The sequence below is a fragment of the Pseudomonas sp. NPDC089422 genome, assembly GCF_044749405.1.
GTDB lineage: Bacteria > Pseudomonadota > Gammaproteobacteria > Pseudomonadales > Pseudomonadaceae > Aquipseudomonas.
The window spans coordinates 455,083-471,356 of record NZ_JBIVHW010000002.1 but is presented as its reverse complement, the minus strand read 5'-3'; the positions used below and the strand labels follow the sequence as shown (position 1 = coordinate 471,356).

The following is a 16,274-nucleotide window of genomic DNA, read 5'->3' as shown; positions in this document are numbered from 1 at the left end:
CACGGTACTCAAGTGCCGCTTATGTGTCAAAAGTCTTCAGCTGTGCCGCACCTGCGTTGCGGCATTCGTCCTGTCTCGACCTGATATTTTTGCCAGTTGTGACGCCCCCGGCCTTCGCCCTCAAATACGCCCAGACCGCGATGTATGGCAATGACCATCCTCACCCGTCAGGGAGCACGCCCGCATGACCGAGCAAGCCGCTACCGCCCACACCTACGCCAAACTCTTCCCCGAACAGTTGGCCAACCCGTGCAGCCCCGATGCGCCCGAATCGAACACCGGGCCCATCGCCTATCTGCACGCCCTCTACCAAAAGGCCTTGGAAATGGAGGCGGCCAGCACGAGCACCAGCCGCCTGACACTGGCGCAACGGCGCCCGGACATCGGCGCACTGCTGCTCGATCCCGGCAAACTGGAGCACCCCGTCAGCGCACTGACCTTGGCCATTCGCACCCTCACGTACCATGCTCAAGACCGTGCCGGGCCAGCGGCTTACTTGCCCGAGGTGCTGGCCAGCGCAGGCCAGCATGCCCACCTGCCGTTCAACTATGCCCAAGAACAAGCCAAGGCGGTGCTCTCGCACAAAAAAATCCCGCTTTTCGAACTGCTGCAGCAGACGCAATACAGCTACCCCAGCTTCTGCTACGAAGGGTTGCGCAGCGATGAGCTGCGCCAGGTCATGCGTAACGCCAGCGGCTTCAGCCCCGCCCTGCAAGCGTTGCTACTGGAAGAAAAGCCCTTGCGCGCGAAAGGCGACGGATGGCGTCAGTGGTACGGCATGGCCGATATCGACGCCAAAAAGGCCATTGCTTCATTGCTCGATGTCGAAACATTCGGCCGCCGAACCGGGCTGAGCTTCGAGCAGATACTGGAAATGCTGGCCGTGGCCGGGATCGATGACAATGCTGCGGCCAGCTACAGCCTGGTGCGCAGCTCCAATGCCTACCGCCCCACCGGCAAGCCTGTGCTGGACAAATTCCATTACGGCGCGGCCTACATCAATGCGCGCCGAAAAACGCCACTCACAATCAAGGATGCCTTGGCCGGGGCGGGTATCAAACCGCGGTTTGACTGGATGGATTACGACTGCCTGTCGCGCATGTACCAGATGGTCCACCTGCAACGGGCGCTGGCGCTGCCCTTCAAGGACGTCGACCTGCTGTTGACGTCAATCCTGCGTGCCGAAGGTCAGTTCGACAACTGGCACCTGTCGCCATCCACTATCCGTGCCATGGGGGTTTTCCGCTACCTGAACGAGGCCTACGGCATAAGCGCCGAACAGTTCGCCGCCCTGGTGTGTGAAATCAACCCGTTTGCGGTTGGCGAGCAAGCACCAATGCTCGACCGGGTACTCGATGGCCCAGGTGCCGGCCAGCTCGACACACCCAACCCACTGATCCTCGACGATCGCGTATTCGACCCGGCCGATGGCGAGGACGGCCAGTTCAAGGTCGTGCCAGCACTGGCCAAGGCCTTGGGCGTGGATGAGCAGGCAACCTTGGTGTACCTCGCGCAGGTCAAGCAGGCGCAAGGGCTGGAGGCGTACAACGTCTCGCTGTCGTTGATTTCTGCGCTGTATCGCCTCAGCCGTTTGCATCGCCTGTTCAAGCGCTCCGCCCGCGAAGCAAGCGCCTTGGTTGGGCTGCTGGCAACGACCGGCACCGATGTGCTTGCCCAGTTGGCAGGCAGGCCGCTGATCAGTGATGTCCCAGGTGCCAGCGATGTGCTCGACACCCTGGTCGCGCTTGGCAACCTTGACCAGTGGCTGCGTCAACAGCAGATCCTGCCCAGTGTTCTGCTGGTGACTTTGGCGCCATTACCCACAGCGGAGATGGCGGTGGGCAGCTCGCTGTTGAGCGCCGTCCAGAAGCATGGCGAAGCCATCAGGAAAGCTCTGCTCCCCGAGGCTACTGAAAGCGAACAGCAAGAGGCGGCAGCAAGCTTGCTGATGTTCATTTTTGGCAACCAGCGGCCTCAGCCGGGCCTCAGCCAGCAGTATATAACGGCACTATTGGGCTGGCCCGGTACGACAGCAGCGCAGGTGCTGAGGGCTGCGATAACGATCCTCGACCCGAACAACGAGGCCACGGCCGATGACCGGTGGGAATCAAGCCTGGTGTGGTCCAAAGCCGGGCGCCGCTGCGCTCTTGTTGGCCTGCTGCGTGTAAGCCCCGGCGTGCTAAGGGCACTGTGTGACAAGCCGGAATGGTTCGACCTGGAAAAGACCCCGGACGAGGCCATTACCCTCGACCTGTGCTATCAACTCAGTCGCTTCCGGGATTGGGTCGAGGTGAGCAGAGCCAATGGCGCCGATGAGCGTGACGTCATCGATTATCTGACCAGGCACCGTCACTCCACCGTTCCAGAAAAAGTTGCCCAAGCGGTCAAGGCATTGGGCACCTTGGTAGGGTGGGATAAGAGCGAAGTGGAAGAGGCCTGCCCGAACATCATGGAAACTGAGGTGGTGGAGGATACAAGGCCTACGTATGACGACTATCTTGAAACGCTATCTGAGGCAGAACGGTCTAGTCACCACTATTGGGGGATTAAGATATGTCTGAGGGATTTTGTTGTTCGCCGAACAGGCGGCTATAGCTACTCTACTTCATTCCAAGGTCATGTGGACAAACTGATCGAGTTTACCAATCAGAACCCTGGGCCGCTGTTGGTCACGCAAGAGCAATACACGAAAGGGTATTTACCTGAGCTATGGGCAGCGGAGTGGGAAGAATTCAAAACGGACGGCCGTTTTGGTTATTTCCCGATTACCATGGAAGCTCTGGCTGAGCGGCCTGGCACGGTCAATCGTGTCGTCGGCACGCCCTGCGTGCCCAGCACAATCAGCGATATCGACTATGTCCTAAGACTGAAGCTGCTTTGCGATAAAACCGGCTTGGCCTGCAACTCGCTGCTGAGCCTCAGCGAGCTTAACGAAACCTCGCCGTACCGGGAGTTCGAGGGTGCCAGCCAGTTGCTGATGGCCAGCGCCGATGACGCGCTGCGCGAAGTAGTCGACAAACAGATGCGTGAACACTGGCGCGACGCACTGGCCGGCTACCTGATATCACACTGGGCACCGCCCGAGCCTGATGCGAAACCCAACGTTGCCTCTTTCGATGACCTGTCGAGTTACTGCCTGACAGATATCCAGGTCGCCAGCGAGGTCACCACCACGTTGCTGAACCAGGCCATCGGCAGCCTGCAGCACTACCTTTCGCGGCTGTTTGCGAGGCTTGAGCCGGGGTATGGCGATGCCGGGCCTTCCGGCGAGGATCAGGCCGAATGGCAGAATGGGCTGGGGCAGTACGGTACGTGGAAACGCCTGATCGACCGCTACAACCACCCCGCCAACCTCATCTACTACGCCAACCGCACCAACAAGAGCGCGGCGTTCCAGGAATTGGAGGTGGCCCTCAACCAGGGCAAGATGGACACCTCGCTGCTGCACACCGCCATCTGCAGCTACCTGGCCAAGTTCGAACGGGTCAGCAACCTGCAAGTGATCAGCGGCTACCTGGATGGGCATAACCCCAAGCAGGACACCTATCACCTTATCGCCAAGACCAACACCACACCCTACGAGTATTACTGGCGAACACTGGACATCAGCCTGCGTGACGATCAGAACCGGCTAAGCCCGCTGGCCTGGAGCGAGTGGGAGAAAATCGAGCTGGCGCCCACGGGTGAAATTGCCCAAAGCAAGTGCAATGGCAAGCTTCACGACACCGTACGCCCGGTGGTCATTGCTGGTCGTCGGTATGTGTTCTGGGCAGAGCGTGGCAGCACTGACCTGCCGGATCACGAAAACCAGAACAAGACCTTGCATAACAAGCGCAAGCTGTCGGTGAATTTTATATTCCAACAAAGCGACGCGACCTGGAGTACCGGTAATGAGCTGTTCTGCCTGGATGGCTATAAAGACGGAAAATGGGATGAAACACGCGCAAAAGATGTGAACTTCATGCCTGGCTTGATCGTGGTGGTTCAGGAAACCAGTGCTAATGAGCCATTACTGACTGCGCTATTGCATGATAGTGAAAAGGAATTGGAAAAAGGAGAGAATACGCAACATAAGCGGAATACCGACTACTACCTTGAAGCGCGAGACCTCCTGTTGCTAGCGAACAAGGTAATAGATGATACAGACGCTAAGGCACTTTATGTTTCGCTCCTGAGAACGTACAAAAACGCGCACGACATCCAGCATCCTTACAACGGCAACCCAAAACACCTTAAGCTTAAAAGCTCGAAGACTGAACCTGGTCAAAAAAAATTATTTCACACTCAAGTTGAATTTCACTCTCCCGCCAAGGATATAATCAGAATCCACATAACCAAGGACCGTTTCCAAATACCCTCAAGAACCTCCGACTATATTGTTGCAGAAATTCTTGCAGACAACCAGCCAGTTTTCAGAAAAACCCTCTTGGCAAAAGTCTCACCCCTAGGCTTTACAAAAGAAATTGAAGCAAAAGAATACAAGGAAATTACAATACTGATCTATTACCACGATCACAAACACTCATACGTCACTTCAGAATACCATCTAGAATCCGATATCTGCGAAGAAGTATACGAGATCGCGTCCAACACCGCCGCTGACGAGACCTGGACTGTTTCCCTTGCATCCACTGAAAACCAGGCACAGCATCTCGACCTGAGCCAGGTTGAAGAGCATGATCCTAAATTCCCAACGAATAAGATCCGCCTCAATACTCTGTTCGGCAAGAACCTCGTCGCACGCGCCAGCCAGGGGGTCGAGCAGGTACTTGCCTGGGACACGCAGAAACTGCAAGAACCGAGCCTTGAATCAGATTCGGGCACACTTGTCGACATGGACTTCCACGGCGCAAATGCTCTTTATTTCCGAGAACTGTTCCTGCATTTACCCGCCCTGGTGGCCATGCGCCTGACCGAACAACAACAGTTCGAAGAGGCCGAAGACTGGTACCTGCGTTACCTGTTCAACCCTTACCGGACCAAAGCCGACGCACATGGCCGACCCGCGCCTTGGGGTACCCGCCCGCTTGCCCAGGTGGGCACCTTGAGTTCTTCCCTGCGCAAGGGTGTCGACCCCATCAGCCGGGTGTTCACCCTTTCGCGTCACTACCAGCAAGCGATCTACTTGTCGCTGCTGGAAAACTGGCAGTTACAGGGCGACCATTTCTACCGTCAGCTCACCCTCAGCTCACTGAACCAGGCCTGGCTGTGCTACCAGCAGGCGCAACAGTTGCTCGGCCCGCTGCCACAAGGCAGCAATGCCTCGCGCTGGAACGCTGTGACCTTGGCCTCGGTCGACACAGGCAGCTTCCGCCGGCCAATCAATGGCCGGGTGCTTGACCTGCACCAAAACCTGCAAAGCCGCCTGTACAACCTGCGCAACGGGCTTACCCTTGATGGCAAGAAGCTTCCACCGCTGGACTGGGGCAGCGAAAGCCTGGACGCTTTCGACAATGGGCGAGGAGGCGTGAGCAACCTGCCTATCCCTTACCGCAGTGGCCAGGCTGATATCCCGCACTACCGCTTCCGTCAACTACTGCCCCTGGCCAAAGCAGCGGCGCAACAACTGTCGGATTTCGGCCGGCATTACATGAGTTTGATGGAGGAAGAGTTCAATACCAGCCTGTCGGTGCAGTTGAAAGCGCAGGATATCAAGATGTCTGAATTTGCAATTCGCTTGCAAAAAGAGGCTGTTAGTAGCATAAAGGCGAAGAAAAAAGTACTGCTGATTAGCCGTGATAAAGTATCTGCGCAGAAAACATATTTCAGCGACCTCATCGACGTCGGCCGATCCCCGGAAGAAGAGGCAGCCACCGCGTTCACCTGGATTGCCAATACGTCAACGCTTTTGGGTATTCCCTTCCAGTTCCTAGCTGGCGGTTTGGAGGCGGCGGTGCCTACCATTTACGGCATGGCGATTGGTGGCAACAAACCGGCAGCCCCCATGGTCAGAACCGCCCAAGCCTTAGCTGCCGCAGCTGAAGCTTCAAAAATGATCGCCGACGAGCTGACGATCCAGGCAAGTTACAACCGCCGAGCGGCGGAGTGGGCATTTGAAAAAAACCAGGCCGAATGGGACCTGAAAATCATTGACCAACAATTGGCCGAAACCAACATCGAACTCAATGCCAGCACCATTGCCCTTGACCAGTGCCGACAGGACCTGGTCAACCTGAAGGAAGCCTACGTGTCCATGACCACCGGGTTCACCATCATCCCCGTCTATAACTGGCTGGTGGCACGCCAGGAGCAGATCTACGGGGCAGCCTATGACACTGTACGCTCATTGTGCATGGGGGTAGAGGCCGCCTGGCGCTATGAAATCGGTGACTACCGGCGTGACAGCTTCATCGATACCAGCGCCTGGCGGGACAACTACAAAGGCATGCTGGTGGGTGAATCGCTGCTGGTGAACCTGCAGCAGATGGAAAATGAATACCTGGCCAGAAACGAGCGGCGGTTGACTATCAAGAAGTCGTTCAGCCTCAAGAACCAGCTGGACAGTGATGCAACCAAGGCCGAAGAAAAGTGGGCCGGTATTTTCAAAAAGAACACTAAACGCACCACCCCGCTGACCCACACGTTCGAATTCAAGGCAGAAGATTTCGACAAAGGTTACCCGGGTCAGTACCTCCGCCAACTGAAATATGTGTCCGTCACGCTTGTACTCAAGGCAGACAAAAAGGAGCAAGAGCTGTGTGCAATCCTCAAGCAAACAGCCAGTACCACGCTGCTTGAGCCTGACAAGGATGCAGCTCGCTCGTTCTATCCAGGCAAGGAGAACGAAGTCGTGGTGAAGCGCGCGAAAGATAATCCCAGACTGGTCCTGCGCAACCCCCGCGAAAACCAGCAGATTGCGTTGTCGTCAACCGTGGCCGAAGACGGGCTTGGCTACGATGCCGGTACCTGGGTGTATGAATTGATGTTCCACGATGGCCGTTATCTGCCGTTCGAAGGTACCGGCGCGATCTCGCAGTGGACGCTGGAGCTATTGGGCGATGAGGGCCTGCTCAAGGACCTTTCGATCATTGAGGACATACGGTTCAACATGGTTTATACGGCCAAGGCGGGTGATGGCGAGTTCATCAAGGAGATAGACAAGATCAGGAAAGAGGTTGCCACAGCACAACAGGGCGATGCGTAACGGCTGATGGCCTCGGGGGCTGCTTTGCAGCCCCAATCCTGTGCACACAAATCTCCCAGGCACCAACCTGGACCTGAGAAACGCCCTAATAACTCGCACAACCCCTCTACCCCGGCGCTTTCGCCACTAGGCACACCCCTTGCAACACCCCTCCCCGCTTGCCCAACACCATAAAAATACTCAGCGGAGAGAGCACATGAAGCGTCGCAGTCTGATCAAGGCCTTTACCCTCAGTGCATCGCTTGCGGCGATGGGCCTGAGCTGGAGCATCCAGGCCGCCGAGACCATCAAGGTCGGCATCCTGCATTCGCTGTCCGGGACCATGGCGATTTCCGAGACCTCGCTCAAGGACATGGCGCTGATGACCATTGACGAGATCAACGCCAAGGGCGGTGTGAACGGCAAGCTGCTCGAACCGGTGGTGGTCGACCCGGCTTCCAACTGGCCGCTGTTCGCCGAAAAGAGCCGCCAGCTGCTGACCCAGGACAAGGTCGCGGTGGTGTTCGGCTGCTGGACTTCGGTATCGCGCAAATCGGTGCTGCCAGTGTTCGAAGAACTCAACGGCCTGCTGTTCTACCCGGTGCAATACGAGGGTGAAGAAATGTCGCCGAATGTGTTCTACACCGGCGCCGCGCCCAACCAGCAGGCCATCCCGGCCGTCGAGTACCTGATGAGCGAGGACGGCGGCAGCGCCAAGCGCTTCTTCCTGCTGGGCACCGACTACGTCTACCCGCGCACCACCAACAAGATCCTGCGCGCCTTCCTGCACAGCAAGGGCGTGGCCGACAAGGACATCGAAGAGGTCTACACCCCGTTCGGCCATGCCGATTACCAGACCATCGTCGCCAACATCAAGAAGTTCTCCGCCGGCGGCAAGACCGCAGTGATCTCCACCGTCAACGGCGACTCCAACGTGCCGTTCTACAAGGAACTGGCCAACCAGGGCCTGAAGGCCACCGACGTACCGGTGGTGGCGTTCTCGGTGGGTGAAGAAGAACTGCGCGGCATCGATACCAAGCCGCTGGTGGGCCATTTGGCAGCGTGGAACTACTTCGAGTCGGTGGATAACCCGGTCAACCAGAAGTTCGTCGCCGACTGGAAGGCCTACGCCAAGGCCAAGGGCCTGCCGGGTGCCGACAAGGCGGTGACCAACGACCCGATGGAAGCCACCTACGTAGGCATCCACATGTGGGCCCAGGCCGCCGAGAAGGCCAAGTCCACCGACGTCGACAAGGTCCGCGAGGCGCTGGCCGGGCAGACCTTCAAGGCACCGTCGGGCTTCACCCTGACCATGGACAAGACCAACCACCACCTGCACAAGCCGGTGATGATCGGCGAGATCCAGGATGACGGGCAGTTCAGCGTCGTGTGGGAAACCGAGCAGCCGCTGCGGGCGCAGCCATGGAGCCCGTTCATTCCGGGTAACGACAAGCGTCCGGACTATGCAGTGAAAGGTAACTGAGTGCATGGGGCTGCTTTGCAGCCCTATCGCGGATAAATCCGCTCCTACAGGTTCTGCGCCGACCTTGTAGGAGCGGATTTATCCGCGATGAATCCAACACCGATTTCCAGGATTGCCCGCATGCTCAGATTCCTGCTCACACTGCTCCTGCTAATCCCTCTGGCAACCCAGGCCAGCGAGGGCGAATTCTTCCTCACCGCCAAGCCCGCCGAGCAGGCCCAACTGCTCGAAGGCTGGGCGGCACAACCCGATGCCACGCGCCTGCCACTGCTGGACAACCTGCGCCAAGGCCGCATCGCCGCCGATGACACCCGCAAGGTACGCCTGAACAACCGCCTGCGCGGCCTGATCGACAACGCCCTGGCCAGCCACCAGCTGCTCAGCGACGACAATGCCACGCGCCTGGCCGCCGCCCAACAACTGCAAAAGAGCGCGCAACCGGCGCAGATGGCCTTCCTCGACCGGCGCTTCGCCATCGAAATGGACACCGCCGTGCACGCCGCCCTGGGCCTGGCCCTGGCCAACCTGCAACTGGGCGCCAGCGAGCCGGCCGTGCGCCTGGCTGCGGTGCGCCTGCTCGGCGAAACCGGCGACCCGCTGGCCCGCACCCGCCTCGAAGCGCTGCTGCAACCGGGCGCGGAAAGCGACCCCGGCGTGCGCACCGCCGCCGAAACCAGCCTGGCCCAGGTCAAGCGCAAGCTGCTGGTCGGCGAGCTGCTCGGCCAGGCTTTCAGTGGCCTGTCGCTGGGCTCAATCCTGCTGCTGGCCGCACTGGGCCTGGCGATCACCTTCGGCCTGCTCGGGGTGATCAACATGGCCCACGGCGAGATGCTCATGCTCGGCGCCTACAGCACCTACATGGTCCAGGTGCTGCTGCAACGCTACGCCCCCGGTGCCATCGAGTTCTACCCGCTGATCGCCCTGCCGGTGGCCTTCGCGGTCAGCGCCGGGGTCGGCATGGCCCTGGAGCGCACGGTGATCCGCCACCTCTACGGGCGCCCGCTGGAAACCCTGCTGGCTACCTGGGGTATCAGCCTGATCCTGATCCAGGCCATCCGCCTGCTGTTCGGCGCGCAGAATGTAGAAGTCAGCAACCCGGCCTGGTTGTCCGGCGGCATCCAGTTGCTGCCCAACCTGGTGCTGCCGTACAACCGCCTGGTGATCATCGGCTTCGCGCTCGCTGTGGTGCTGCTCACCTGGCTGCTGCTCAACCGCACACGCCTGGGCCTGAACGTGCGCGCCGTCACCCAGAACCGCAACATGGCCGCCTGCTGCGGCGTCTCCACCGGGCGCGTCGACATGCTCGCCTTCGGCCTTGGCTCCGGCATCGCCGGCCTGGGCGGCGTGGCCCTGAGCCAGGTCGGCAACGTCGGCCCGGACCTGGGCCAGAGCTACATCATCGACTCGTTCCTGGTGGTGGTGCTCGGCGGTGTCGGGCAACTGGCCGGCAGCCTCTGGGCAGCGTTCGGCCTAGGGATAGCCAACAAACTGCTGGAGCCGCAGATCGGTGCCGTGCTCGGCAAGATCCTCATCCTTGCGTTGATCATTCTGTTCATCCAGAAGCGCCCGCAAGGCCTGTTCGCCCTCAAGGGACGGGTAATCGACTGATGAACCAGCCACTGCTTGTCACCGCTGCGCAAAAGGCCGGGCCGCGCCTGTCGCTGGCCATCGGCGCGGTCGTCGTCCTGCTGCTGGTAGCCCTGCCGCTGCTGTCACTGCTACCGGCGGATCACGCCCTGCAGGTCTCGGCCTACACCCTCACCCTGGTCGGCAAGATCCTCTGCTACGCGATCGTTGCCCTGGCCCTGGACCTGGTCTGGGGCTACGCCGGGTTGCTGTCGCTGGGCCACGGCCTGTTCTTCGCCCTCGGCGGCTACGCCATGGGCATGTACCTGATGCGCCAGGCGGCCGGCGACGGCCTTCCCGGGTTCATGACCTTCCTGTCGTGGAACGAACTGCCGTGGTACTGGGCCGGCACCCAGCACTTCGCCTGGGCCCTGTGCCTGGTGGTGCTGGCGCCCGGGCTGCTGGCACTGGTGTTTGGCTGGTTCGCCTTTCGCTCGCGGATCAAGGGGGTGTACTTCTCGATCATGACCCAGGCCCTGACTTTCGCCGGCATGCTGCTGTTCTTCCGTAACGAAACGGGCTTCGGCGGCAACAACGGCTTCACCAGCTTCCGCACCATCCTCGGCTTCGACATCGCCGCGCAGGGCACCCGCGCCGTGCTGTTCCTGCTCACCGTCGGCCTGCTGCTGGCCAGCCTGTACCTGTGCTGGCGCCTGACCCAGAGCAAGTTCGGCCGCTTGCTCACCGCCGTGCGCGACGCCGAAAACCGGCTGATGTTCTGCGGCTACGACCCGCGCGGTTTCAAATTGCTGGTGTGGGTCCTCAGCGCCGTGCTGTGCGGCCTGGCCGGTGCGCTGTACGTGCCGCAGGTGGGCATCATCAACCCCAGCGAAATGTCGCCGACCAACTCCATCGAGGCCGCCGTGTGGGTGGCCCTGGGCGGGCGTGGCACGCTGATCGGCCCGCTGCTCGGTGCCGGCCTGGTCAATGGCATGAAGAGCTGGTTCACCGTGGCCTTCCCAGAGTTCTGGCTGTTCTTCCTTGGTGCGCTGTTCATCCTCGTGACCCTGTACCTGCCCAAGGGCGTGGTCGGCCTGTTGAAGAAAAGGAGCCAGCCATGATAGGCGTGCCCCCGGTCCACCCGGAATTCATGCTGGAACCTGTGTTCGACACCCTCGGCAGCGGCCGCGAGGCGATCGGCCTGGGCCACAGCCGCAAGGCCGGCCTCGACACCCGCCACGGCACGGTGCTGAGCCTTGAAGACATCAGCGTCAGCTTCGACGGCTTCAAGGCGCTCAACGCGCTGAACCTGTACATCGGCGTCGGCGAATTGCGTTGCATCATCGGCCCCAACGGCGCCGGCAAGACCACGATGATGGACGTGATCACCGGCAAGACCCGCCCCGACACGGGCAGCGCCTACTTCGGCGACACCCTCGACCTGACCCGCATGAGCGAGTACCAGATCGCCCAGGCCGGCATCGGCCGCAAGTTCCAGAAGCCCACGGTGTTCGAGGCACTGACCGTGTTCGAGAACCTGGAGCTGGCGCTGAAGACCGACAAATCGGTGTGGGCCAGCCTGGCCGCGCGCCTGAGCGGCGAACAGCGCCAGCGCATCGAGGACGTGCTGACCACCCTGCGCCTGCTGCCCCTGGCCCAGCGCCAGGCCGGCCTGCTGTCGCACGGGCAGAAGCAGTTTCTCGAGATCGGCATGCTGCTGGTGCAGGAACCACAACTGCTGTTGCTGGACGAGCCGGTGGCGGGCATGACCGATGCCGAGACCGAGTTCACCGCCGAGCTGTTCAAGGGCTTGGCCGGCAAGCACTCGCTGATGGTGGTGGAACATGACATGGGCTTCGTCGGCAGCATCGCCGACCATGTGACCGTGCTGCACCAGGGCAGCGTGCTGGCGGAAGGGTCGCTGGAGCAGGTGCAGGCGGATGAGCGGGTGGTCGAGGTTTACCTGGGTCGCTGATCAATACCAAGGAAAAGACATGCTGAAAATCGACACCCTGCACCAGTACTACGGCGGCAGTCACATCCTGCGCGGCCTGTCCTTCGAAGCCAAGGTCGGCGAAGTCACCTGCCTGCTCGGGCGCAACGGTGTGGGCAAGACCACCTTGCTGCGCTGCCTGATGGGCCTGGTGCCGGCCCGCGAAGGCAACATCGAATGGGAGGGCAAACCGATCACCACACTCAAGCCACAGCAACGAGTCCACGCCGGGATCGCCTACGTGCCCCAGGGCCGGGAAATCTTCCCGCGCCTGACCGTCGAGGAAAACCTGCTGATGGGCCTGTCGCGCTTCCCGGCCCGCGAGGCAGGTGAAGTACCCGCGTTCATCTATGAACTGTTCCCCGTGCTGGAGCAGATGAAGCAGCGCCGTGGCGGCGACCTGTCCGGCGGCCAGCAGCAGCAGCTGGCCATCGGCCGCGCCTTGGCCAGCCGCCCGCGCTTGCTGATCCTCGACGAGCCGACCGAAGGCATCCAGCCCTCGGTGATCAAGGAGATCGGCGCGGTGATCCGGCGCCTGGCCGAGCGTGGCGACATGGCGATCCTGTTGGTGGAACAGTTCTACGACTTTGCCGAAGAATTGGCCGACCACTATCTGGTCATGGCCCGTGGCGAAATCATCCAGCGTGGCCGCGGCGAAAACATGCAAGCCGAAGGTGTGCGCGGGCTGGTAACCATTTAATCTGCAATCAACGATTCTGCGAGACGCTGTCATGAGTTACCAAATCCGCGACGCCCTGCGCACCGATGTGCCGGGCATCCTCGACATCTACAACGACGCCGTGCGCAACACCACGGCGATCTGGAACGAAACCCCGGTGGACCTGGCCAACCGCCAGGCCTGGTTCGAAGCACGGGCGCAGCAGGGCTATCCGATCCTGGTGGCCGTGGATGAGGCCGGTGTGCTGGGTTATGCGTCGTTCGGCGACTGGCGGCCGTTCGAAGGTTTTCGCCTGACCGTGGAACACTCGGTGTATGTGCGCGGCGACCAGCGTGGCAAGGGCCTGGGCCCGGTGCTGATGGCGGCGCTGATCGAGCGGGCGCGTGGGTGCGGCAAGCATGTGATGGTCGCGGCCATCGAGAGCGGCAATGCCGCGTCGGTGCGCCTGCATGAGCGACTGGGCTTCGTGGTGACCGGGCAGATGCCGCAGGTGGGGGTGAAGTTTGGCCGCTGGCTGGATTTGACCTTCATGCAACTGATGTTGAACCCAGGTGCCGAACCCACCTGAAATGCGACCCCTTGTAGGAGCGGCCTTGTGTCGCGAAAGGGCTGCAAAGCAGCCCCGGCAATCTTGCAATTGGGCAAAAATCTGGGGCTGCTGCGCAGCCCTTTCGCGACACAAGGCCGCTCCTACAAGGGGCCAAGCAAGGCGGCCTACATCTGGGTAAACCGCCCCAACCGCTGCTTCAGCATGCTGTTCTCACTACGCAATTGCTGCACTTCCTGCAGCAGCTCCAGCGCCAGCGCCACCCCTTCCCATTCCAGTTCCAGCTCCTGATGCAGCTTCGCCGCGCGCTTGGCCAACAGCGGCGCCTGATCGTCGAACAACCAGTCCTCCGGCGTTCGCCCCGAAGGTTCGACAATGCCGTGCTCGACGATTTCGATCACGTAGTCAGCCGTGATATCGGCTTCCTGACACAGGGTACGCATGTCCAGTTGAACGATCAGGGTGCTGCTCATGATCACTTACTCCATTGTGTCCTCGGGTCGAACGCCGCTTTCTCGGAAAGCTGGGTCCACAGTTCACGGGTAGCAGCGTCGGAAGCCGGCGGCATTACCACTTTCAGCTGCGCGTAGAGATTGCCGCGCTCGCCGTGCTTGTTGGCCAGGCCCTTGCCCGGCACGCGCAGGCGCTGGCCGCTCTGGCTGTCGGGGCGGATGGTCAGGTTGATCTTGCCGTCCAGGGTCGGCACCGCCACCTTGGTGCCCAGGGCAGCCTCCCACGGCGCCAGCGGCACGGTAATGATCAGGTCATGACCTTCGACATCGAACAGCGGGTGCGGTGCCATGCGCACGGTCAGGAACAGGTCGCCATTGGCACCACCGCCAACGCCCGGGGCGCCCTGGCCCTTGAGGCGGATGCGCTCGCCGTCGGTAACCCCGGCCGGGATCTTCACGTTCAGGGTCTTGGTGGTGAACCCGGTGCGCTGGCCGGCCGCGTTGGTCTGCGGTACCTGGAAGCTGATCTGCTTGGATTCCTTGCTCAGGGTTTCTTCCAGGAAGATCGCCAGTTCCAGTTCCACGTCCTGCCCTCGCCTGCCGGCACTGCGTTGTTGTTGCCGGCCGCCACCACCGAACGGGTTACCGCCGCGGGCCCCGAAGATCGAGCTGAAGAAGTCGGAGAAGTCGCCGCCCTCGAAGCCACCGCCAGCGCCACCCGCGCCGCCACGGCTCTGCCAGCCCGGTGGCGCCTGGAACGGCCGGCCATGCTGGCCGCCGTACTTGCGGATTTCGTCGAACTCGGCGCGCTTCTGCGGGTCACCGAGCACCTCGTAGGCCTCGTTGGCCTCCTTGAACTTGTCCTCGGCGTCACGCTCCTTGCTGACGTCAGGGTGATACTTGCGCGCCAGCTTGCGGTACGCGGCCTTGATCGCCTTCTCGTCCGCCGTGGGCTCTACGCCGAGTATCTTGTAATAGTCTTTGAAGTCCATCTGTGGATCACCAATGTGAATTTTCGTGTTGCATCTGAAGATAGGGTTCAAGCATAGCCTTTCAAGGTTCGCTTGGGGTTGCCTCAAGGCAGACGATCGGTCTTGATTCTGTAGCCAACTGGCATAAACTGCGCGGCCGTTTTGCCTCCGGAAGCTTTTTCCCATGTCTGACGTATCGCCGGCCCGCGCCCTGGGCATCGACTTTGGCACCTCCAACTCCACGGTCGGCTGGCACCGCCCGGGTGTGGAGTCGCTGATCGCCCTCGAAGACGGCAAGATCACCCTGCCGTCGGTGGTGTTCTTCAACATCGAAGAGCGTCGCCCGGTGTATGGCCGCCTGGCGCTGCACGAGTACCTGGAAGGCTACGAAGGCCGCCTGATGCGCTCGCTCAAGAGCCTGCTGGGCTCCAAGCTGATCAAGCACGACACCAGCGTGCTGGGCAGCGCCCTGCCGTTCAAGGACCTGCTGGGCATGTTCATCGGCGAGCTGAAAAAGCGCGCCGAGGCTGCCGCCGGTCGTGAATTCGAGCAAGTGGTGCTGGGCCGCCCGGTATTCTTCGTCGATGAAGACCCGGCCGCCGACCAGGAGGCCGAGGACACCCTGGCCGAGGTGGCGCGCAAGATCGGCTTCAAGGACGTGTCGTTCCAGTACGAGCCGATTGCCGCAGCGTTCGACTACGAGTCGGGCATCAGCCGTGAAGAGCTGGTGCTCATCGTCGATATCGGCGGGGGTACCTCGGACTTTACCCTGATCCGCCTGTCGCCCGAGCGCCATCGGGTGGCCGAGCGCCAGAGCGACATCCTCGCCACCGGCGGCGTGCACATCGGCGGTACCGACTTCGACAAGCAGCTGAGCCTGCAGGGCGTGATGCCACTGTTCGGCTACGGCAGCCGGATGAAGAGCGGCGCGCTGATGCCCACCAGCTACCACCTGAACCTGGCGACCTGGCACACGATCAATGCCCTGTACTCGCAGAAGTCGCAGCTGGCCCTGGGCAGCATGCGCTACGACATCGAGGACACGCTGGGTATCGATCGCCTGTTCAAGCTGATCGAAGAGCGCGCCGGGCACTGGCTGGCGATGGAAGTGGAAGCCAGCAAGATCGAGCTGACCGAGCAGGTCAGCCGCCGCGTCGACCTCAGCCGTGTCGAGCGCGAACTGGGCGTGGACCTGACCCGGGTGCTGTTCGAGGAGGCCATCGAAGGGCTGCTGGAGCGGGTACGCGGCAGTGTGAGCGAGTTGCTGGCCAAGGCTGGCGTGAGCGCGAGCCAGGTCGATACGGTGTTCTTCACCGGCGGTTCGAGCGGGATCCCGGCACTGCGCAACAGCGTGTCGGCGATGCTGCCGAATGCGCGGCATGTGGAAGGCAACATCTTTGGCAGCATCGGTAGCGGCCTGGCGATCGAGGCGCGCAAGCGCTACGGCGCGGCCTGAGCCA

At 61.2% G+C, this 16,274-nt stretch carries 10 protein-coding genes; 8 read left to right on the top strand and 2 right to left on the bottom strand.

Going from position 1 to position 16,274, the window contains the following annotated elements:
- The first annotated feature begins 184 nt into the window (after positions 1-184).
- From ACIPZ8_RS05775 to ACIPZ8_RS05745, 7 genes are all read left to right on the top strand, one after another.
- Positions 185-7,144 (top strand): neuraminidase-like domain-containing protein, encoded by a 6,960-nt coding sequence (locus tag ACIPZ8_RS05775; protein ID WP_400720323.1) that lies wholly within the window; start codon positions 185-187, stop codon positions 7,142-7,144.
- Between the two features lie 196 nt (positions 7,145-7,340).
- Positions 7,341-8,606, top strand: a complete 1,266-nt coding sequence (gene urtA, locus ACIPZ8_RS05770; protein WP_110633610.1) for an urea ABC transporter substrate-binding protein — start codon at positions 7,341-7,343, stop codon at positions 8,604-8,606.
- A gap of 87 nt (positions 8,607-8,693) precedes the next feature.
- Positions 8,694-10,214 (top strand): urea ABC transporter permease subunit UrtB, encoded by a 1,521-nt coding sequence (gene urtB / locus ACIPZ8_RS05765; RefSeq protein WP_400720321.1) that lies wholly within the window; start codon positions 8,694-8,696, stop codon positions 10,212-10,214.
- Positions 10,214-11,293 carry an urea ABC transporter permease subunit UrtC gene (gene urtC, locus ACIPZ8_RS05760; RefSeq protein WP_400720319.1) on the top strand — a complete coding sequence of 360 codons (1,080 nt, stop codon included), beginning with the start codon at positions 10,214-10,216 and terminating at the stop codon, positions 11,291-11,293. Before urtB ends, urtC begins: the two co-directional genes overlap by 1 nt.
- Positions 11,290-12,147, top strand: coding sequence for an urea ABC transporter ATP-binding protein UrtD (gene urtD, locus ACIPZ8_RS05755; RefSeq protein WP_400720317.1), 858 nt, complete (start codon positions 11,290-11,292; stop codon positions 12,145-12,147). The genes urtC and urtD overlap by 4 nt, the downstream gene beginning before the upstream one ends.
- A 19-nt stretch (positions 12,148-12,166) precedes the next feature.
- Positions 12,167-12,865 carry an urea ABC transporter ATP-binding subunit UrtE gene (gene urtE / locus ACIPZ8_RS05750; RefSeq protein ID WP_400720315.1) on the top strand — a complete coding sequence of 233 codons (699 nt, stop codon included), beginning with the start codon at positions 12,167-12,169 and terminating at the stop codon, positions 12,863-12,865.
- Between the two features lie 31 nt (positions 12,866-12,896).
- Complete coding sequence (locus ACIPZ8_RS05745) at positions 12,897-13,412, top strand: GNAT family N-acetyltransferase (protein ID WP_400720313.1); 516 nt, start codon at positions 12,897-12,899, stop codon at positions 13,410-13,412.
- A 146-nt stretch (positions 13,413-13,558) separates the two neighbouring features.
- Here the strand turns inward: ACIPZ8_RS05745 and ACIPZ8_RS05740 are convergent, their stop codons facing one another.
- Positions 13,559-13,864, bottom strand: a complete 306-nt coding sequence (locus tag ACIPZ8_RS05740) for a chaperone modulator CbpM (RefSeq protein WP_110633593.1) — start codon at positions 13,862-13,864, stop codon at positions 13,559-13,561.
- A gap of 2 nt (positions 13,865-13,866) precedes the next feature.
- Entirely contained in the window at positions 13,867-14,835 is a 969-nt protein-coding gene (cbpA, locus tag ACIPZ8_RS05735; protein ID WP_400720311.1) for a curved DNA-binding protein, read from the bottom strand.
- Between the two features lie 163 nt (positions 14,836-14,998).
- On the opposite strand from cbpA, the gene ACIPZ8_RS05730 reads away from it, so the two are divergent.
- Positions 14,999-16,270, top strand: coding sequence for an Hsp70 family protein (locus ACIPZ8_RS05730; RefSeq protein WP_400720309.1), 1,272 nt, complete (start codon positions 14,999-15,001; stop codon positions 16,268-16,270).
- Positions 16,271-16,274: the final 4 nt, after the last annotated feature.